Genomic DNA, 19,481 nt, shown 5'->3' on the forward strand with positions numbered 1-19,481 from the left:
CCGTCAAGCCCTCATTCAATTCAACTTACACTTCCATAATATCATGGAATTAAAAAATGCAACCGTGACCCAGAAACACGCTTAGCCCACTTTCACATGTGAAAGTCTTATGTAGCAATGCCTAAGAGCGTGATCTGGCTTTTCCTAAAATTAAGGTATGGTCGAACATTTCCTAAAATTAAGCTATAACGTGAAATGTAAAGCGTTCTATTGTCCTTTTTTAAGGTATAAATCACATCTATTTGGCTTGTTTTCCTCTTTTTAAGGTATGTGGTATGCTTCAAAAAAACATTACGGTATTAAAAAATGAGTAGTAACACAGACAATTTAGAAGGGTATTTCCCTGCTGAGATAGTCAACGAGGCATTTGGCAGCAGGCCATCGACTACTACGTTAATGGATTGCATCTTTTTGCCAGGTAGAATTCCGCGAGACTTAATTACAAGGATCAGTGGTAACAAGGCTGAACTTGAGCAACAGCTACTGGCACAAAAGCCTCTTCTATCCACCAGCTTGTCAAAGCCATACTGGAAGAAGGGGACTAATAAACGTGAATTCGATGCCGTTAGAATCGACGTATACAGTGCTGTCTGCTTGGCCGATGACAGACATCTACTGGAAGGGATCGTTAGTGTAGGGGGGATGTACGTAGACCTATCTGGCTTAACGCTTCGCCAGGCTATTGAGCTCGCGCAGATTAATGTCGAACTGGATAAGTTGTCACACCAATACCACAACCTTCTCGATACAAAAATGTTTAGTGGGGTATACGACTACTTCCTTTGTGACTTCACAACACTGTTTGAGTTCTTGAACCTGAAAAATCAAAAGGCCAACAAGAACACAGTAATGACAAGACTTCAAAGGCTATCACAAATGTTACTGGTCTTGGATTACGAGAAGGATGGTGAAACGCTACCTCACTACCACACGCGAATGAAGCTGGTGGACAGCAACTACATTCCATTGCTGGTTCTGGATGGGATTAAAAATAAAGGATCTATCAGGGCAGATACGATCACTCACTTCATAGTTGGAGTGCATAAGACTTTCACTGCGTCTTTGCGACAAGAGGGAGCTATTAGCCGGAAACGTTTTTTAAAAGTCTACCCGCAGCTAACGGGCAAACATGCTGTTACTGACTTCTGTAAATATATTGATGCTCATAAGCGTGAATATGTACATGGTAAGTATCTGAGTCACCTTATTAAAGATTACTATGCCAACAAGGTTAGAGTGTCTAAACAGCATCTGAGTCGCCATATCAATAACACTATGGCCGAAGTCATTTTGAAAAAGGATGTGTTATTGCGAGATTTCCGATTGCTACTCCAAGAGAAAGTACGTGACGATGGTAAGCAAGATATTATGCTGTTGTACCTGGGCGATGAAGAGAAAGAAGAGGTAACGACATGACAACAACACTCCACAATGAGGATGTTATCGCTCTAAGCGAAGAAGACATTAATGAAAGTTTAGCCAATTCCAACAAAGAACAGATTTTGAAAGGTTTGTTTCGAGGCAGTGTCGGATTTCTGATCGCTCCACCTGATTCTGGTAAGAGCTATTTGTCTTTATCAATAGCTTATGAGATGGCTTTGCCAGAGTACCCATTAATTGGTGTACGGGATGAGGAAAACAAAGTGCTTAGAACTTTGATATGGCCGATCGAAGATTCCTTGCCCGGAACACTTCCGCGTATCAAAGCACATTTGACTGAGTTCTCCACCAGCATCAAAGACCGATTAAAATCGAGCATTGGGATATACAAGCATTCTGATCCAATTTGTAGTTCAGGCTCATCTAAACATACTAAAGAGTGGGAAGAAGCATCCAGTGCACTGGAAAAACTTATTGCCACGGCCAAAGGGTACGACTTGGTAGTTATAGATACATTGCGTGATGCAATTGGCTCAGCTGACGTAGTAGATGATGACTATTACATCAGAATTGCTTTGGAGAGGCTTGCCAATGAAGCGAATGTCGCGGTTCTTGTTGTTCACCATCCGACAAAAGATGTGAGCAGAGGAAAGGAGATAATCAACAGCGTCTCTGGCTCTGGTTTATCTTCCACTCTCTCAAAGTCAAAACTTCATCTGTATTTAGATCAGTTGATAGACAAGAAAGATGGAACGGTACAAGAGACTCGTTTGCGTCATATCAAAGCTAACTATGTGCCTTTTGACCAGCAGTGGAGAAAACCGATAAGGCTGCACTGGAGTAACAATTCACTATTGCACGTTGATCAAGAAGTCGTTATCCAACTTAGAAATGATCAATTAGACGGTGATAGTGATAATGAGAAAAAGCCAGGAGCAGATAAACCAGTTAAAAGACGGTTATCGCGTCTTTCAGAAGAGCCAGGATTGATACACAGAGATGACTCCCTTCTATCTGAGGAATCGAAGCGCTTGGCCCAACAAACCAGTCATGGCCCATTTGGTGGTGGCATGGCATCAGAGCTCTCCGAACTTCGTACTGGTAAGTCCTCCAAGTAATCCAATTCCTTAAATTAAGCTATTGCTTAACGCCTTTTTCCTAAAATTAAGCTATATATACGGATTAAGGCGTTTCCTCATTTTAAGCTTAGATATAGGTGTGTTTCCTAATATTAAGCTATGTGATAGAGATGAACTTCCTAATATTAAGCTTCAATTTCCTAATATTAAGCTTTAGCTTACAGAAACAAAGCTTAAAGTTAGGAAATTTCCTGATATTAAGCTACCTAACACGCTGCATGATCTTATGATCCTATGGATCTATATATGATCAGTAGCGTTCACCGCTGATGCGGCTTCGCTGATCACTCAACTTCGTTTCACTGCTATGAGCAGTAAAACAAAGTCGAGCGATTCAATTAAAACCCGCTTCCATATTAGCCATTGTTTCATGTCTGTATGCGCCCGTATAGGGCAGTTAAGCATGAAGTTAATCTCTTTGATTAAGTTGATAATAGAGTCCGTGTAGAAAGTAATTAATGGACTTTAGAAACCAGTGGATCATTTTCATACTAACTTAATCGCAAGAGCTTGTTTGTTAGCACTTATAGTTCCTAGTGCTGTTTCTGCTCAGTGGCGTATCAATGCCAGTGGTAGTTCAGAAATTGATGCAATGAGATTTGATCTCCCAGAGCAAGCGCATGAATTTTTAAGGGACTATAGAATTAACGAGCTCGCAAGCACACACAGCTATGTGAGTGAAAAGCTATACCCGAGTGAAACGTATAGTGATGGAAGACTAATCTCATGGCTATGTATGCATCGTAGTGATGCTCCAGGTAGTTATGACCCTGACACTTGTTACTTTGGAGCTCTCTCTGGAACTACACTGACAAAATTCATAATTCCTGGGGAGATGACTGATTCTCCACTTCTCAATAGAGATCTTGGTAAACCAGAGACAGAACTGTGCGTTGGAAACCCTATCAACCTAGCTACTGGTAATAAATATCAGCAAGAAACCGATTATGTAAGCGCTGGTATGGAGCCTCTTGTATTCACACGACATTACAACAGCCAGTTAGCTTTGAGTGGTAAACAAAGCGATGTTGGTATTGGATGGAGCCACAACTATTCAAACAAAGTGATTTTTGACAAAGAAAGTCACGGAGAGAATATGGTTGTCTTGCATCGGCCAGATGGGAAAGAGTTAGCATTCTACCGGACAAATGCGGTTTGGATGCCAACATGGAAAAGTGATGATCGGTTATACAAAGATTCTGGTTGGAGATATCAGAGGGCTGATGGTGTTGTCGAACTATATGATAGTAATGGTCAGTTGATACGTATTGTTCATCCATCGGGAAATGAGCTGGATCTGAATTATACCAACGGTAAGTTAGACTCTGTTTCTGACAGTTTTGGCCGGACTTTAAGGTTTAGTTACGATCAAGGGAAGATCATAAAGATGATCGACCCTGCTGGACAAACCTTCTCTTACGATTATTCGAATGAATTGTTAGTTGCAGTGCATAAACCGGATGCCAATCAGCGACGTTACCACTATGAAGACAGTTTAAACCCAAGCCTTTTGACTGGCCTTACGGATGAAAAGGGAAGCAGATTTGCTACGTGGTCTCATGATCCTTCGGGTCGCGCTGTTCTGAGCGAACATAGCAGTGGTGTTGATAGGACAAGTGTTACATACAACCCTGATGGTTCAGTTACGGTAACGAATGCTCTAGGTCACGAACAACATTATCTGTTTAGTCGTTATAACGGAAAACTAAAGCCTGACAGTATACAGGGTGCTGCATGTACTGGCTTTGCTGGTGGTACGAAGTCGTTTGGCTACGATACCAACGGTGAGTTGAAGTCAATTATCAATGAAGAAGGCCAATCATTCTCTTACCAATATGACCAAAGAGGACTTGAAATTTCGAGGACAAGCTCGACTGGTGATACGATCACAACACAATGGCATTCAGAGTTCCCAAAACCAACCAAAATTACATCGTCATACTTGGTCCAAGAATTTACCTATGACGACCGCCAGCGGCTGTTAACGCTTAAATTGATTGACCGAACCAACTCAGATGTCAGGCAGTGGGCATTTGAATATTATCCAGACTCTCTTGGTGTTCCTGGACAACTGAAATCAGTGGATGGTCCACGGGTGGATGTTGATGATGTAACGCGCTTTGAATACGACGCTCAAGCCAACCTAAGCCGAGTTATCAACTCTCTTGGGCACGTAGTGTCATTTGACAATTACGATGCTCATGGAAGGGCTCAGAGCGTCACAGATGCCAATGGAGTAAGCTACTCGCTTAACTACAACACGTTAGGTCAAATGATTTCTTCTACTGGTCCAGATGGAACTACATTGTACTCTTACGATGAATCAGGACTCTTGGTATCTATCACCTTACCAACCAATAGCACTTTCACTTATGAGTACGATGCTGCTCAGCAGCTGATGGCCGTGATTGATGCAAATGGAAATCGACAAAGTATCAATCGAGATTCACTAGGAAATATTGAGCAAGTTGAGCTGAAAGATAACAGTGGCATTGCTCACTGGAAGCAACTGCATAGTTACACTTTGAATGGTTGGCTTTCATCAACAACAAATGGAACGGGAAATGTTTATACCTATTCCTATGACAAGACAGCCAACCTAACGGGCAAAGTTGACCCTTCTGGAAATGCTTATGCCTACCGCTATGATGGTTTTAGCAACCTGCTCCAATCAATTGACCCTGTTAACCGCGCCACTGCAATGCAGTATAACGATAATGCCTTAGTAACGAGAGTCACTGATCCAAGAGGGCGGAGAACTTACTATTCATACAACGGATATGGCGATGTTCTCTCAGTACAAAGCCCAGACACAGGCACGGCTCATTACACTTATGACAAGGCTGGAAACCTGATCGGTAAAACAGATGCCAACGGTCAGGTTTTCACTTATCACTACGACGCGCTTAATCGCCTTTCTTCAATCACTGTGGATGGTCAACCTAATGCTAGTGTGACATTCCGCTACGATGAGCCAGAAGCGCTGTATGGGGTAGGGCAGCTTACTTCCATTACAGACGCTTCTGGCGTATCAAAATACAGTTACACAGCCAGTGGTGAGATAGCCAGCCAAGAACTAATTGTGGATGGCCGCACCTTGTTAACCAATTACACCTATGATGGTGCAGGGCAGTTGGCGAGTATCGAGTACCCGAGTGGCCGCAAAGCGGTTTATCAGCGCAATGTAGCTGGAGAGGTCATTGGCATTACATTGAATAATGGTGTTAACAGCAGAACATTAGTCTCTGACTTGGTACGGAAACCTTTTGGGCCTGTAACTGATCTGACTCATGGAAATGGGCTTTGGGAAGAGCGCCAGTACGACATGAACTATCAATTGGAGTCTGTACAGGTTGCTGGTGCAATGCACCGCAGTTATCTCTATACGGCCAATAGCAATGTCGATTCAATTACAGACTTAATGGATAGTGGCTATAGCCAAACTTTCAATTACGACAAGCTGAGCCGCTTGATTGATGCTACTGGTGGTTACGGGACCCGAGAGTACACCTACAACTACAACGGCAACCGGACGGCTATCTACCGCGACGGCGTGAAAGATTCGTACAGCATTGTGTTCAATAGCAATCGTCTAACCAAAACAAGTATTGGCTCGATCACCTACAGCTATGATGCAAACGGAAACACGATTGGCCGAGGAACGGATGTCTTTGTCTATGATGCTTTCAATAGATTGACTGAGGCTACGGTCAATGGCGAAACATCAATCTATCACTATAACAGTGCTCATCAACGAGTGAGGAAGTCAGCTGGTGGCGTAGATGTGCTTTATGTTTACGGCCTCGATGGCGAGTTACTGGCCGAGGTGGATGCCGGAACCGGGCAAACCCAGCGAGAATATGTCTGGCTTGACGGCCAGCTGATGGCTTACCTGGTGAATGGCACCGTTTACCACGTTCACAATGATCACCTGGGCACACCGCAGGCCCTGACAGACGAACTGGGTGAAGTAGTATGGAAAGCGCAGTACACGCCATTTGGCCGAGCCAGTGTCACGACAGAGCTAGTCACCTTTAATCTTCGCTTCCCCGGCCAGTATTTTGATACCGAGACTGGGCTGCACTACAACTGGCATCGGTACTATGACCCGTCTCTGGGGCGTTACCTGCAATCAGACCGCCTTGGCTTGTTCGATGGAATGGATACCTATGGGTATGTGCGTGGAAATCCGCTGTCGAGCATAGACCCTACAGGTGAGTTCGCATGGGGAGTGGTGTTCGCCGGGATAGATTTGGCATATCAGCTTTATGATAACGGTGGGAAAATTGATTGCGTTAACTGGGGTGATGTTGGATTGGCAGCTCTTGGGGGTGGAATGTTCAATGCCGTGAAGGTAGCAAAAGTTCATCGCTTCAAAAGTGCTGTCACTACTAAAGGCAACCCCCATTCATGGGGAGCAACGAGAAGGTGGTACGCGAAAAACATAAACAAGGACATCCCGCCACGACAACATATTCATCATTGGCTTGTTGAAAGAAGACACTTTGAAGGTAATCAAAAATTAGAGCGTATATTTAATCAGCCTTGGAACCTTAATCCAAAACCATTCACAAACATCTATCACAATACAAAAATTCACAATAACGGAATTAAAGGTTGGTTTAATGGTGTTCCAATATGGGCAAGAGAAACCGTAGCAGGCTTAGGGTTAACAGCAGCAGGAGGGAATGGTTGTGGGTGCAGTGAAAAATAAAGGTATATTACTGAGTAAAAAAGAAAACTTTATGCTGCCTATCTATGAGGAAGCCCTAGAGAAGGCGTCCGCCTCGGCTAAAAAGATAGGAAATCGCTATGTTGGATCGTTACTTATCAAAGGAGATGGTAGCGTCTGGAGAATTGACTCAGTACAAGAGGTTAGCCCTCGTTTTATACAACGAGTTTGTTTGCAGTTATTGGGGAAGCCTAGAGACATCAAATGTTCTCTTCACCTAGTAGAAAATGATTTTGTGGACTGGGTAGAGATGATCGCTAATCTGGCTACTGAAAGCGGTTCGTACTCTGTGTGGGGTCAATTCTATGACAGCAAAGCCGAGTTGAAAAAAGCGGTGATGGGATGTAAGACGCTGGAAGATTTATTCGCTGTGTTCAGGCTTGAGGATGATAATGAATTTTCTAAAAAGTTAGTTTGATAATTTCTAAAGAAAGCCGCCAGCGGGTTAAGCCTGCTGGTGGCGTGGACAGTAAGAGGGGGTGGTTGTGGAACTTACATATCCAGTGCTACTGGTCAGTAAAAAGAAAAAATCAGTTCACGTAGAACTAACCGGAAGCCATTTGGGGAAATGTACTAATGCCGCTCTAAAAGGTGGGTACTTTAACCAAATGGAAATATACGACTCTAACGGAAGGCATTACAAAGTAGACGAGGTAGTTGGGGTCAAGCCTTTAAACGCTGTATGGCGATGGCCTTTAGAGGTGTTAATGTTTAACTCTAGGCTATTGAAAGCTGAGCTGAAAACAACATTGGTATCTCAGTTGGAACTGAAAGAGTTTAAAAGCGTAGTAGCAAAAGTGATCAATGAGCAAAAGGAAAGTTGGGAATCAGGGGTTGGGCGTGAAGCAATGTTGAACGATCTTGCGGCTGCAAATGGCATTGAAGAAGTAATCAGGATCTTTCGACCTGAAAACTGATATTTACTTAGTCTAAGCAACTCCGCCAGCGGGGTTAAGCCTGCTGGTGGCGTGGATGTGCTTTATGTTTACGGCCTCGATGGCGAGTTACTGGCCGAGGTGGATGCCGGAACCGGGCAAACCCAGCGAGAATATGTCTGGCTTGACGGCCAGCTGATGGCTTATCTGGTTGATGGCACCGTTTACCACGTCCATAACGATCATTTGGGTACGCCGCAAGCATTGACCGATGAAACGGGGGCCACGGTATGGAAAGCCAGTTACTCTCCGTTCGGCAAAGCGACTGTCACGACAGAACAAATCAAGTTCAACTTGCGTTTCCCCGGCCAGTATTTTGATGCAGAGACTGGGCTTCACTATAACTGGCATCGCAACTATGACCCGAATACAGGGATATATATCACCAGTGACCCAATAGGGCTGGCTGGTGGGATTAACACCTATGCCTATGCATTGAATAATCCTGCTATTTACACCGATCCTACTGGTTTATGGGTTCCGCAAATTATTGGGGCAATGGTTAACATAGGCTTTGAAGGATACAGACAATATCAAACTGGTTCGTTTGATGCGGGGCGACTTCTTGTGGCTGGTGCTACGGGGGCACTTGGAGGGTTTGGAAGCACTCTAAGGAGAGCTGTATTTTTTGGTGCATCATCAGGCGCTATTGGCAATATGTATATTCAGTTAACTGAAAAGTCTTCTGGTTGTGATCAAAGGTATCAAAAGAGCCTTGATTTATATCAGGTAGGAAGAAGTGCAATTCTTGGCTCGTTTGGTGGAGCAGTTGGTTTTGGCGGGGGAATATTAGGCAAAAATATTTTGAGACCACGAGACATAATCGGGGTGGATTTGAAAAAAAGGGTTAGTTTTAACTACGAATCGTATGGTTCGGCTATAGGTTCTGCTGGGGGAACAACAATTGGAAATCAATAATTGGCTTGACTTTGTTTTGTACACATTCATGACTTTAGGTGGGTTGCTTATAGCAATTCCATTAGGGATAAGATGCCTTTATGTAGGTCTTGTTGCACTATTTAAATACAAGATTGTGAAATTCAAAAAAGATAGCAATGTGTCAGTGTATGCAAACACATCTATAGAGCTAGTTCTTTTAGGTATTTTCTGTATTGGAGCTTCTATTTGGTTTCTGTTCTTCGATAAAGGTGGCCACCTCTTACATTACCTTCCGGAAGTGATGAGGTTCTTCGCTGGAACATAAGGCAGATTACGCTGGTGCTGGCTGTGGCTGATCGCCTTGGCTTGTTCGATGGAGTGGATACCTATGGGTATGTGCATGGAAATCCACTAATAAGGATCGATCCTACAGGTGAGTTTGCGTGGGGTTTGGTTGGAGGTGTGAATATGCCAATAGGTAACGGAGAGTAAATATGGCATACAAAACAGAGATTTCTATATATCTGATTCTGATCCCTTTAGTGGGAGTTATGACGGGACTCATATCCTACGGTGCGTATAGATTGATCGGGTATCCTGAATCAATATTTGTTCTTTTTATGATGATTGCTGTTTGGGGAGGGGTATGCCTAGCTTTAGGAGTTTGCAGCACGATTCGTTGCTTAAAGCAAAAAAAAGGAATTGAACGACACATGAGAGAGACGAAAGGAAATAGCCAAGAAAAGTGATGGTCTCAGCTAATCTTTCACGAATTCCAAAGTTAAATAGTTACCTGGTGGATGGCACCGTTTACCACGTCCATAACGATCATTTAGGTACGCCGCAAGCATTGACCGATGAGACCGGAGCCACGGTATGGAAAGCCAGTTACTCTCCGTTCGGCAAAGCGACTGTCACGACAGAACAAATCAAGTTCAACTTACGTTTCCCTGGGCAGTATTTTGACGCAGAGACTGGGCTTCACTACAACTGGCATCGCTACTATGACCCAGCACTTGGCCGTTACTTACAATCAGACCGCCTTGGCCTGTTCGATGGAGTGGATACCTATGGGTATGTGCATGGAAATCCGTTGAAGTTTATTGATCCTACAGGCGAGTTTGGATGGGTTGCTTTTGGGGCTTTCGTTGGCGGTTCGCTTAATGCGATTGCTCAATACCATTCAGGACAGACGTTTGACTTTGCATCTTTTGGGGCTGCTGTCGTTACAGGGGCTGCGGGAGGTGGTCTTGGTAATTTAACTAAGGGGTTGTCTTGGGGGAAAAATATCGTTGCCAATTCATTGGGTAGTGGGGTAATTGGAGGTGGTGTGACAGCTGCTAAGAACAAAGTTACAGGCAGCTGTGATGATATTTGGCTTAACTCAGGGCGCAGTATGATATTAGGTGGATTAGGAGCAGGGGTTGGTAACTCATTTGCTGGGCTAGGAAAAATAATTCCAAAGATGCAGGCTAACCGATGGTGGGATAAAGCGTCATTAGAAAAACGGTTAAAGAGTTCGTCGAATGCGTTTCACCGTTAAGATGCACCTCCAACGCTAACGGTATTTTTTGTCACCACTGGTAATATCGGAAGCAACATCATTGCTAATATCCCATAAGTGAGAATTGAAGATGAAGATGAAAGGATTTAGTGCATTCATGATAACAGTATTTCTCCCCTTTTTAGTTGGTGGGGCCATTATTGGTGCTGCATTTGGGGGAGTAGGATATTACATCACAAATTGGTTTGGTTTATTTGAAAGACAAATTCAGCACGAGATGGTTTTTTGGTTATTTTTAGGTATGGGGGTGTTTGCTGGGACAGTAGGAGCGGTACAGTCGCTAATTGCATTCATTAGACATCCCGGTGTTCACGGTGACACATAGCAAACATTCATGCTTGTAACACGCCGCCAGCGGGTTAAGCCTGCTGGTGGCGTGGGCAATAAGGGAGAGGTTGTGGATGTCAGTAATATCAAACGTCATAAGGTCGTTAAAAAAAGCCGTTTACTCAGATTGTGAGTGGTTGAGGTGTTATGAGGTAGAGGCATTAACTGCCTTCTACCTACACATTACGGAAGAGGATAAAGGTAAACTAATTCAGCAATTTAAACGTCTGGATATGATGGAGCGTTCCAAGAGTGGGAAGTTGCTACAGATATTTGATGGGCTGGATACAGTTAGAAAAAAATGGCTTAAAGAAATAAAAATATGCCCTGACGAACCTGTAACTGGATATAAATTTGCTCTTAAAAGAAATGGCAAGGAATATGCGATATTTAATATTTTCCTTGGTAGGGGAGGTATAGGTGAGATTCAGTTTGAGAAGATGCCTAGTAAATTCCAAAGTAAAGTAGCAAAGGTAGGCGATATAAAAGCTCTCTTATTCAAAGAAAAAGAATTGCCCCGTGAAACAACTTATGTCTTTAAAGGTGTAGTCACAGATGATGAGGAGCAAAAGTTAGAAGAGGATTTGCATAGAGGTTGAAGTTGCTCATCTAAACATGCGTTGAAGTGATTGAACTCACTGGGATTGACTGACCTCTATGAACCTTTTTCACTACCACCAGCGGATTAAGCCAGCTGGTGGCGTGGGTGTGCTCTATGTTTATGGCCTCGATGGCGAGTTACTTGCCGAGGTGGATGCCGGAACTGGGAAAACCAGCGCAAATATGAATATCAAGGAGATAAAATGGCTAGTCAGTATCAATACAATCCATTTTTAATAGGGAAAGATACATTTACCTCCAGCAAAGTAGAGCTTTGTGAAGATGAGGTAAGACAATCGAAGCCACACTATCAGTTAATTTGTTTCGGTAGTTCTTCTCGGTATCCTCTATGGATAGAACTAGGGACCAACCAACTAGTTGGTGGTAATTATCATTGTTTCTATAATGATGATGAACTAAAAGCGTTATACACGTTATTTCAGCAAGATGCGCAACGACAAGGTTATTCTGACCAGAAGCAAAACTGTTGGGCTAAAACACCTAATCCTTTTCCTATCGAGTTTCTTGAGGGGATGCCACAAAGTCTATGGGCTTACTTTTACGAAAGTGGCCGTAGACAAGCCGCTTGTGAAAAAAGTGTTCAGGAATTACTACCCATGTTCGAAAAGTGATAAGTGCTTGACTGAATGTAATATTTAGCTTGAAAATCAGTCGAGTAAATAATGCCACTTTGAACAATGTAACAGGAACAAGAATGATGAAGAAAATTGGACTACTGCTAGCGACGTTAACTGCATTTTCAGCTCAAGCGGATGTTTTCCCTAAAACAGAAGTTGATGCGTATCTAATGGCGATGCACTCTATGGCCCCAGTTAACGCGAAATACACCATTCAATACAAGGCCGCAGTGGAAAGTAGCTGTAAGACAAAGCTTAGTATTGAACAATTAAGCTCACGCGACTTTGCCAATGTTGTACAAGCGCTTGTTAGTAGTGAAACCGTTGACCGCTTAGGGCTTGATGCTAGTGGTGGTTCCCTCACTGACACGCTTCAACTGGTAGGGGCTAATATTAATTGTTCCGACCTAAGTGCCCCGTATAAAGCGGTATTGAGTGATGTTGAGTTCAACAAGAAGCATCAGCATTTGTCGAAGGTACTGCACACTTGGGATCAAGTTGTTACTGAAAGTCAGTTGAACTAATTGTGCTATATTGCTGGGGGATGTGTTTGAGACTTTGGACAATTAGTTAAAGTTTGTGCAAAATTACATCACTGACCTGGCTGATGGCGTTTCTGCTTCGAACCTCAGCTTATTACTTATCGTGCCCCAGCAATAAAACCTCTTTGATTTCCCCCTTTAAATCGACATAATGAGCATATGTAGTCAATATAATGGTGATATGTATGTCTGGAGTCGTTTTCCATCAAGTAAAAGAAGGTGAGTTCCGCCGTCTCGCGGAGACTCGAACAATGACCAAACTAATTGCGCAGGAATCTAAACTGCATCCTAATAAGTTTCATTTGGTTGGGATTGATAGTGGTAAAGGAATCGCGTATGCAATTAGACATGGAAGAACCAGTGACTTGAGAGTGTGGAGGCTTGATATCCTGGTAAATCAGGTTAGAGACATGGGGTTTGAGAATATAGAAGTACAACTCATAAACAAAACCCACGCATGAAGCATGGGCTGATAGTCTTAACATGCCGAAAGGCACTTATTTTTCAAGAATATAATCACGAAAGTCGTGGTTCTCAATTTCCAACTTCCCACGCTCTGGGCTGTAAATTAGCTCAAGCGACTTCAATCGTGTGACTGCATTTTTCACCGACCATTTTGTAACGTCTGTTTCTGGGTCGCCAGTGAAAGCTTTCACTTTGTCTAGTCCTGTTTTGGTATAAAGACCTTTTGACTCATTGGCAGCAACAAGCTTTAGGATCGCCACTTCGATAGGTTTCAGTTGTTCGTATGTTTTTGAAAAGTGGTCCTCTGACTCGATACGATCAACGTCATAACGATGGACACCAATATCTAGGTCATGAACCATGTTCAGGGCCATATTCTTTAACATTTCAACAAACCGAGCGGGAGCGCGATTTTGTTTGATTAAGATTTCTAGGGCTTTGTGTTTGTCGAGTTCGACACCACCAGTGACATTTTTGAATGCGGCCAACTCGAATTCAACGAAATCCATATCCAGCTCTTCAAATATCTGGGTTTGGCTGGAGTTGTAGAATGGAGCCTTGTTGTCTTTGAATAAGCGACTTAACCCCTCTCTACTTGAACCTGTGAAGATGCATTTGACGTTGTTATCCTCTCTGTTCACTACAAAACTGCGTAGAGCTGCCGTAAACGAGTCAAATTCTTTGCGAGTAGCCAAATGTTGAACTTCGTCAAGCAACAGTAAAACAGGCATATCCAGCTCGTTTAAGCGTTGAAATACAGCGAACAAGTCAGCTCTCAGTTCTCCCTGAGAACGCTCTACTTCAACTTTGCCACCAGCTGCACTAAAACCTAACTTTTTGAAGTTGAGAGCTTTGCCAAGCTTATGTAGAAATCCTTCATTCCTTTCACAAGCATCAATGACGGATTTAATGAAGATGCCTTCTGGGTCGTCTTTTTGCATCCAAAAATCTACATAGATAGGTAAGACACCAAGTTCACGAGCCATAGGAATGATATCTTTTTGAATGAATTGAGTTTTTCCTCGCTTGCGTGGAGCGAAGATTGAAACTCGTTGAAGAAGACCTTTGTCCATCCCGTTAAGGATAAACGTAGCAAGCTGTGTACGAGGATAATGCCAGATATCCATTGTCGTGCTCCTTTGGTAAATTGTGTTATCAATGATACCACAAAATAGAATTGTGGTAGATTATTTAACACAACCAACCACAAATAGGATTGCCATCCTAAAGCAGATCACTCTTTTACTAAGTAGCTCTTTGTCATGTCCCTCAATTTGCCCAAAAAAGGGCAAGTTCTCATCTCTTAAAAAAATGTCATGTCGGTACACTAAGAGCATGATGCTCTGGAGATTGATCTTATGGATATGATAAACGGCTGGCTATATGAAGTTCAGAGAGCCCTTGATAGTTCTTTAGGTGATATACCCTTTGATTGGCGCTGGATTGCTGCTGTGATTGGGTTCTTTTTAATATGGAGGCTGTTCTCTTTTGGCTTTGCCATCGTTAAGTTTGTCATCGTTGCGGCAATAGCTGCTGCCATTTATGCTGCTGTTGTTGGCGATTCGTCAGGACTTGCTGGTGGTAGTTTCTTTGGATTTTAGTACAGTTTGGTAGCTAAATATGAGCATTCTGATATCGGATGGAAGTGAAACGCTCGATGCAGCAACCGCAATTTCTGAGTTGCCAGATTCGTACACGGGTCATTGTTCTGTCGTAACAATCAATGAAGAAATAGTTGCCACTGTACCTAACCCTCAAATTGCATTTTCTATTGCGTGTTACGCGATTGGAACAGAAGGGGGTTATGGAAGTGTTTATGTTCGTCCGGCCAAAGACGGTGAAATTCTCACCCATACAGATTTTGACAGTTGGGCGTACTAGCTGGACTTTCACATGTGAAAGTCTGCATAAAGAACTCGCATTTAAAAGGTGTTGATATGCCAATTATTACAACAAAGGCTATTAAAGCAGAAAGTAACTCAGAGGATAGTCGTATCATTGCAGGTGAAAAACAAGAGCGAGATGTGGCTTTTTATTTACGTCGAGCGTTTAAAGATAGCGAAGAAATTCACGTATTTAACGATTTTACCTTCACGTATAATGGTGAAAAAGCACAGATAGATCACTTAGTATTGCATAAATACGGTTTCCTAATACTTGAATCAAAAAGTATCTATGGGGAAGTCAAAGTTAACGAGAGTGGTGAGTGGTCCAGAAGTTATAAAGGTTATTGGTCAGGTATTCCTTCTCCGATCAAACAAGCTGAGTTGCAACAGCAATTATTGAAGAAAGCTCTTGTTGATAACGCTCCTAAGTTCCTGGGGAAAATGTTAGGTGTCCAGCAAAATGTTGGTGGCCGACGGTGGGACTCGTTATGCGTTGTTTCTAACTCGTGTATTTTGCACAGAGATAATATACCTGCTGACATTAACGAAAGAATCATTAAAAGCGAAGCTGTAGCTGATGCCGTTAGGAGAATAGGTGAAAAAGGAAAGCTTAAAGCGTTTTTAGCAACAGAACCTTTTTTTACTAAAGAAGAGTTGCATAGCATAACTGAATATTTATTGGATGAACTTTGTTCTAACAGGTCAGTCGATAACTCTGGCTCATTACATAAAGAACAGGAAAACGAAATGCTTGTTCGTAATGAGGTTGATTCAAAAAAAATCCGCTGTAAAAAGTGTGGTGAGGCTGAGCAGCTTACAGCATGTCATGGGAAGTTTGGTTACTTCGTAAAGTGTCTTTGTTGTGACACTAACACTTCAATGCGAACTCCTTGTGCTCATTGTGGAAGCAAGAGAGCTAAGGTAACAAAGAAAAAGTTAGAGTACTGGTTAAAATGTGAATGTTCAGAATCGTATTTGGTGTTTGTGCAAAAAGAGCGCGTGGAGTCTGAGCAAAATACCGTTTCTTAGACTTTCACATGTGAAAGTGGAGGGGAGGGGTTGCGTTTTCAAAAAGCATGATAAAGTAAGTATGAATATTAACTAAATGAGGTCCTTACGGCGATGCCGGAAGGGATCTTAAATACCGGAGATAAGACTATGATGATTCTAACCACTCTTTCTGAAAAACTAGATGACCAAACGAGCCGAGTATTCTGGCGTGTGGGCACTAAACGCAGTGGAATTCTTGATGTAAAAATCGACTTTTCCCATGAAGATTCTGATTTGATTTCAGAATTATCAGCCATTCAATACCTACTCTTTGAAGAAAAAGTAATGGGTCGAGAGCCGGGTTCTGGTTCTGGCTACAAACTCGTTGTGTCAAAGGGAGCAATCAAAAAGCTTGCCCGTGGTAAATCTACGAAAAAACATGCACAAAAGTTTGCAGCATTTCTTCAAAACCGAATGGCTGGAGTGCAAATAGAGGTATCACAAAGTCGTGAGTTCATGGCCGACCCAAAATCATGTGTAACAGTGCTCTTAGATGCAAATCGCCAGGAATATGCAAATACGCATGATGCCGTTGAAACACCAGCAATGGGGACCGTTTATGTTACCGCTCACGCTGTTGAACAGTATAAAGAGCGATTGAGCACTGGAGATCCCAAAAAGCCCTGGGCGAGTTTAGTCAATCGACTTAAACATCCTGAGTTGAGAATTCGAAATTTGCCTGCAAATGTTTTGGCCCATAAAGCGAAAAAATACGGTACTGCCGACAATGTAGAAGCTTGGGGGCATCCAACTTCCAAATTCACATACCTTATTGTTAACGATAATGGGCGTCGCACCTTAGTAACTGTTTTTGAGCGCGAACAATAACCTTGGAAGGAATAAAATTGGATAGTGCAACTAACTACATAAAGGATGGTCACGCACGGATTATGGGTAACAGAAAAATCGCTGTATTAATTGATTCAGAAAACACTCCACACTCAAAGCTAAACCTGATTATTGAAGAGCTTTCTAGTTTTGGGCAGATCATCGTTAAACGTGCATATGGCGATTTTTCTGCTGAACAACTAAAAAACTGGAAGCAGCCTTTGAATGAGTTAGCGATTCAAGCTAAGCAGCAATTTGCCTATACATCTGGAAAAAACTCGACAGACTCTTTAATGATTATTGATGCAATGGATCTCTTGTACAGCCAAAGGTTTGATGCTTTTGCTTTGATATCCAGTGATAGTGACTTTACAAGTCTTGCTACGAGATTAAGAGAGTCGGAGATACACGTCATCGGTGTAGGAAAAGCGATGACTCCGACTTCGTTTAAAAACGCTTGTGATGACTTTGTAGCGATAGAGAACTTAAACGCTGATGTTGATCTTGGGGAGGCACAACCAAGCTCTAATCAAGACTCAGAACGCGAATTATGGCGATTAATGCATCAAGCTTGGCAGAACTATCGAGATGAATCGGGCTGGGCAAAACTAGGTGAAATAGGCAAGTACTTAAAGAGACTGAAGCCAGATTTTGACCCTCGAAACTACGGGTTGAAGAAGTTATCTGACTTTTTTGATAAATATCCAACGCGCTATAGAACCCGTAACACTAAACGCACTGGTATGGAGTTTCAGCTGATAACAAAGGCAAGCAAACAAAAATGATGTGCTGCCTTCGCTGACGACATACTGCAATCGGGTAACTCAAAAATGCCCCATTCTAAGCTAGATCTGCTCTGTGTCTCATTTCGATATTGGGTTATTTGACCTATTTTTTCTTATGCTACAAAGTGTCTATTGATTTGGTGTCAGTATTGTAGTGGTACGGTGAATTTGGCCACCTAGTTAGAGGTGATATTCTTACCTCATAAGATGACAAGTGACAAAATGAAGGAAATACTGGCTAAGCTAGTTGACACGTCTAATATTATTGTTTTATGGATGTATTTCATGGATTTAGAAAAAATATACTTACAAGGTGTAGAGGCTTTCCAAAAGCAGCCTCCTGCATTTAATGATGCTTTTATTTTTTTCGAACAGGCAGCTACTCAAGGACACAGTAAGTCTCAATACAATTTAGGCCAGATGTTCTATAAGGGTGTTGGTACTAAACAAGATTTAGATGCTGCTTTTTATTGGCATGAACAATCTGCAAAAAATGGGATTGATGCTGGTATGTATGAGACTGGATACGAATACGGAAATAGAGGGGATGCCACCAATGCCTTAAAATGGTTAACAAAAAGTGCAAATTCTGGAAATATACTAGCACAGTCGTTTCTAGGGCATTTATATGGAGGATTTGTAACTTCACCTTTCAATGTGAAACAAGACTTCAATAAATCAGCTCATTTCTTAGAAGGAGCTGCTAAGTCAGGGGATGCGAAGTCACAATTTAGGTATTCTGCACTTTTACTTGATGGTAAGGGAACTCCTAAAAATGAAGCAATGGCATTGCATTATTCAAAATTAGCAGCAGATAATAATTATCCTGATGCATTGTACACAACTGCACTAATGTATTTTAATGGTTTTGGTACAGAAAAAAACCATGACCTAGCGCTTTATTATGCAGAAAAAGCAATGAAGAAAGGAGATAGTGAAGCGAGTAAGCTTGTTAAGCATATAAAGTCCAAGAAAAAGAAATTATTTGGTCTTTTTTAATTAATTACACTGGAAGCTTATAGTGATATATATTTATATGGTCGTGGCAGTTATTATACTTTTATCGCAATTACGTTATGGAGTCTTAAAGGCTCTCGGAGTTAGTATATTTTGGCCTATATATGCTATCGGCGCTGCTTTGTATGTAATGATAAAAGCCATTAAAACCCACCCTGAAAACAATAAGTAGAATCATTTACAGGATCTTAATTATCTCTAAGTAGTTTCATAAACTACTTAGTTCTATCCTGTTGATATACTTTTATAAATAAGAACGTTGTAATTATATCTTACTAATCACCCAACCTTTGTGCGTTTGATGTGATATTTCATGCTCATTGTTAAAGGTAACAACACTATGAGTAATATCAGTATAATCTCTATCATTAATAGGCTTAGGATTGATTCCTACTACATATCCTAAATCGTCTCTAATTAAATTGAAACGACTTGGAAGATAAGACTCCTCAAACCAAGGGCAACCCAAAATCAAAGAAAATCTGATAACACCAAGTTCGACACATCTTGCTTCTAACTTGTCTAACATTACTTGTTGTCTGGCATTCTTAAATGCTTTAAATAACATATCATCCCCATTCTATAAACCCGATTTCAGATAATAAGTGCGACATTCATGGAAAGGTGTAGAAGAAGAAGCCAACTGCTGAAAGTGGTACGCTCTTCTCGCCAAAGAAACAAGCAGTACTACCATGAATTATCAGCAGTTGACCG

21 protein-coding genes are annotated in these 19,481 nt (G+C 42.0%); 19 read left to right on the forward strand and 2 right to left on the reverse strand.

The window, feature by feature from the left end:
• Window positions 1-306: 306 nt before the first annotated feature.
• The 13 genes from K5Q92_RS15480 to K5Q92_RS15540 all read left to right on the forward strand — a co-directional run bounded on the left by K5Q92_RS15480 (window position 307) and on the right by K5Q92_RS15540 (window position 12,718).
• Window positions 307-1,416, forward strand: coding sequence for a hypothetical protein (locus K5Q92_RS15480; RefSeq protein ID WP_046224245.1), 1,110 nt, complete (start codon window positions 307-309; stop codon window positions 1,414-1,416).
• Complete coding sequence (locus K5Q92_RS15485) at window positions 1,413-2,498, forward strand: AAA family ATPase (protein ID WP_046224244.1); 1,086 nt, start codon at window positions 1,413-1,415, stop codon at window positions 2,496-2,498. Before K5Q92_RS15480 ends, K5Q92_RS15485 begins: the two co-directional genes overlap by 4 nt.
• A gap of 535 nt (window positions 2,499-3,033) precedes the next feature.
• The gene (locus K5Q92_RS15490; RefSeq protein WP_014386644.1) at window positions 3,034-7,233 is read left to right on the forward strand and encodes an RHS repeat-associated core domain-containing protein; all 4,200 of its coding nucleotides are present in this window, start codon (window positions 3,034-3,036) and stop codon (window positions 7,231-7,233) included.
• Complete coding sequence (locus K5Q92_RS15495) at window positions 7,214-7,669, forward strand: hypothetical protein (protein WP_133305458.1); 456 nt, start codon at window positions 7,214-7,216, stop codon at window positions 7,667-7,669. The genes K5Q92_RS15490 and K5Q92_RS15495 overlap by 20 nt, the downstream gene beginning before the upstream one ends.
• Window positions 7,670-7,736: 67 nt before the next feature.
• On the forward strand, window positions 7,737-8,168 hold the full coding sequence (locus K5Q92_RS15500) for a hypothetical protein (protein WP_101905908.1): 432 nt from the start codon (window positions 7,737-7,739) through the stop codon (window positions 8,166-8,168).
• Between the two features lie 57 nt (window positions 8,169-8,225).
• Window positions 8,226-9,104: an RHS repeat-associated core domain-containing protein gene (locus K5Q92_RS15505; protein WP_243641898.1), complete on the forward strand. Its 879-nt coding sequence runs from the start codon at window positions 8,226-8,228 to the stop codon at window positions 9,102-9,104.
• A gap of 455 nt (window positions 9,105-9,559) precedes the next feature.
• A complete protein-coding gene (locus tag K5Q92_RS15510; RefSeq protein WP_101905909.1) occupies window positions 9,560-9,814 on the forward strand; it encodes a hypothetical protein in 255 nt (84 codons plus the stop codon).
• A complete protein-coding gene (locus tag K5Q92_RS15515) occupies window positions 9,814-10,608 on the forward strand; it encodes an RHS repeat-associated core domain-containing protein (protein WP_032073003.1) in 795 nt (264 codons plus the stop codon). Before K5Q92_RS15510 ends, K5Q92_RS15515 begins: the two co-directional genes overlap by 1 nt.
• A 91-nt stretch (window positions 10,609-10,699) precedes the next feature.
• Window positions 10,700-10,954, forward strand: coding sequence for a hypothetical protein (locus tag K5Q92_RS15520; protein ID WP_041154783.1), 255 nt, complete (start codon window positions 10,700-10,702; stop codon window positions 10,952-10,954).
• A gap of 76 nt (window positions 10,955-11,030) precedes the next feature.
• A complete protein-coding gene (locus K5Q92_RS15525; RefSeq protein WP_101905910.1) occupies window positions 11,031-11,555 on the forward strand; it encodes a hypothetical protein in 525 nt (174 codons plus the stop codon).
• Between the two features lie 58 nt (window positions 11,556-11,613).
• Complete coding sequence (locus K5Q92_RS15530) at window positions 11,614-11,793, forward strand: hypothetical protein (RefSeq protein WP_032073005.1); 180 nt, start codon at window positions 11,614-11,616, stop codon at window positions 11,791-11,793.
• Window positions 11,760-12,188 (forward strand): hypothetical protein, encoded by a 429-nt coding sequence (locus K5Q92_RS15535; protein ID WP_014386653.1) that lies wholly within the window; start codon window positions 11,760-11,762, stop codon window positions 12,186-12,188. The genes K5Q92_RS15530 and K5Q92_RS15535 overlap by 34 nt, the downstream gene beginning before the upstream one ends.
• Window positions 12,189-12,271: 83 nt before the next feature.
• Window positions 12,272-12,718: a hypothetical protein gene (locus tag K5Q92_RS15540; RefSeq protein WP_014386654.1), complete on the forward strand. Its 447-nt coding sequence runs from the start codon at window positions 12,272-12,274 to the stop codon at window positions 12,716-12,718.
• A gap of 515 nt (window positions 12,719-13,233) precedes the next feature.
• Here the strand turns inward: K5Q92_RS15540 and K5Q92_RS15545 are convergent.
• Window positions 13,234-14,328, reverse strand: coding sequence for a hypothetical protein (locus K5Q92_RS15545; protein WP_014386656.1), 1,095 nt, complete (start codon window positions 14,326-14,328; stop codon window positions 13,234-13,236).
• Between the two features lie 231 nt (window positions 14,329-14,559).
• Between K5Q92_RS15545 and K5Q92_RS15550 the strand changes: the two genes are divergently transcribed.
• From K5Q92_RS15550 to K5Q92_RS15575, 6 genes are all read left to right on the forward strand, one after another.
• Window positions 14,560-14,802, forward strand: a complete 243-nt coding sequence (locus K5Q92_RS15550) for a hypothetical protein (protein WP_014386657.1) — start codon at window positions 14,560-14,562, stop codon at window positions 14,800-14,802.
• Between the two features lie 19 nt (window positions 14,803-14,821).
• Window positions 14,822-15,082, forward strand: a complete 261-nt coding sequence (locus tag K5Q92_RS15555; protein ID WP_014386658.1) for a hypothetical protein — start codon at window positions 14,822-14,824, stop codon at window positions 15,080-15,082.
• A gap of 56 nt (window positions 15,083-15,138) precedes the next feature.
• On the forward strand, window positions 15,139-16,116 hold the full coding sequence (locus tag K5Q92_RS15560; RefSeq protein ID WP_032073006.1) for a nuclease-related domain-containing protein: 978 nt from the start codon (window positions 15,139-15,141) through the stop codon (window positions 16,114-16,116).
• 129 nt (window positions 16,117-16,245) lie between these two features.
• Window positions 16,246-16,965, forward strand: coding sequence for a hypothetical protein (locus K5Q92_RS15565; RefSeq protein WP_032073007.1), 720 nt, complete (start codon window positions 16,246-16,248; stop codon window positions 16,963-16,965).
• Between the two features lie 17 nt (window positions 16,966-16,982).
• A complete protein-coding gene (locus K5Q92_RS15570) occupies window positions 16,983-17,750 on the forward strand; it encodes an NYN domain-containing protein (RefSeq protein ID WP_228125694.1) in 768 nt (255 codons plus the stop codon).
• A 285-nt stretch (window positions 17,751-18,035) separates the two neighbouring features.
• Window positions 18,036-18,749, forward strand: a complete 714-nt coding sequence (locus tag K5Q92_RS15575; RefSeq protein WP_165862957.1) for a tetratricopeptide repeat protein — start codon at window positions 18,036-18,038, stop codon at window positions 18,747-18,749.
• A gap of 283 nt (window positions 18,750-19,032) precedes the next feature.
• On the opposite strand, the gene K5Q92_RS15580 is transcribed toward K5Q92_RS15575, so the two are convergent.
• A complete protein-coding gene (locus K5Q92_RS15580; RefSeq protein ID WP_014386665.1) occupies window positions 19,033-19,335 on the reverse strand; it encodes a hypothetical protein in 303 nt (100 codons plus the stop codon).
• Between the last annotated feature and the right edge of the window lie 146 nt (window positions 19,336-19,481).

It is taken from the genome of Shewanella sp. MBTL60-007 (assembly GCF_019654915.1).
Taxonomy (GTDB): domain Bacteria; phylum Pseudomonadota; class Gammaproteobacteria; order Enterobacterales; family Shewanellaceae; genus Shewanella.

Coding starts and splice junctions, on each gene's coding strand:
- K5Q92_RS15485 (WP_046224244.1), top strand. CDS start 1,413: ATGACAACAACACTCCACAATGAGGATGTTATCGCTCTAAGCGAAGAA.
- K5Q92_RS15525 (WP_101905910.1), top strand. CDS start 11,031: ATGTCAGTAATATCAAACGTCATAAGGTCGTTAAAAAAAGCCGTTTAC.
- K5Q92_RS15545 (WP_014386656.1), bottom strand. CDS start 14,328: ATGGATATCTGGCATTATCCTCGTACACAGCTTGCTACGTTTATCCTT.
- K5Q92_RS15550 (WP_014386657.1), top strand. CDS start 14,560: ATGGATATGATAAACGGCTGGCTATATGAAGTTCAGAGAGCCCTTGAT.
- K5Q92_RS15565 (WP_032073007.1), top strand. CDS start 16,246: ATGATGATTCTAACCACTCTTTCTGAAAAACTAGATGACCAAACGAGC.
- K5Q92_RS15540 (WP_014386654.1), top strand. CDS start 12,272: ATGATGAAGAAAATTGGACTACTGCTAGCGACGTTAACTGCATTTTCA.
- K5Q92_RS15520 (WP_041154783.1), top strand. CDS start 10,700: ATGAAGATGAAAGGATTTAGTGCATTCATGATAACAGTATTTCTCCCC.
- K5Q92_RS15530 (WP_032073005.1), top strand. CDS start 11,614: ATGAACCTTTTTCACTACCACCAGCGGATTAAGCCAGCTGGTGGCGTG.
- K5Q92_RS15510 (WP_101905909.1), top strand. CDS start 9,560: ATGGCATACAAAACAGAGATTTCTATATATCTGATTCTGATCCCTTTA.
- K5Q92_RS15515 (WP_032073003.1), top strand. CDS start 9,814: ATGGTCTCAGCTAATCTTTCACGAATTCCAAAGTTAAATAGTTACCTG.
- K5Q92_RS15580 (WP_014386665.1), bottom strand. CDS start 19,335: ATGTTATTTAAAGCATTTAAGAATGCCAGACAACAAGTAATGTTAGAC.
- K5Q92_RS15480 (WP_046224245.1), top strand. CDS start 307: ATGAGTAGTAACACAGACAATTTAGAAGGGTATTTCCCTGCTGAGATA.
- K5Q92_RS15560 (WP_032073006.1), top strand. CDS start 15,139: ATGCCAATTATTACAACAAAGGCTATTAAAGCAGAAAGTAACTCAGAG.
- K5Q92_RS15555 (WP_014386658.1), top strand. CDS start 14,822: ATGAGCATTCTGATATCGGATGGAAGTGAAACGCTCGATGCAGCAACC.
- K5Q92_RS15535 (WP_014386653.1), top strand. CDS start 11,760: ATGGCTAGTCAGTATCAATACAATCCATTTTTAATAGGGAAAGATACA.
- K5Q92_RS15575 (WP_165862957.1), top strand. CDS start 18,036: ATGGATTTAGAAAAAATATACTTACAAGGTGTAGAGGCTTTCCAAAAG.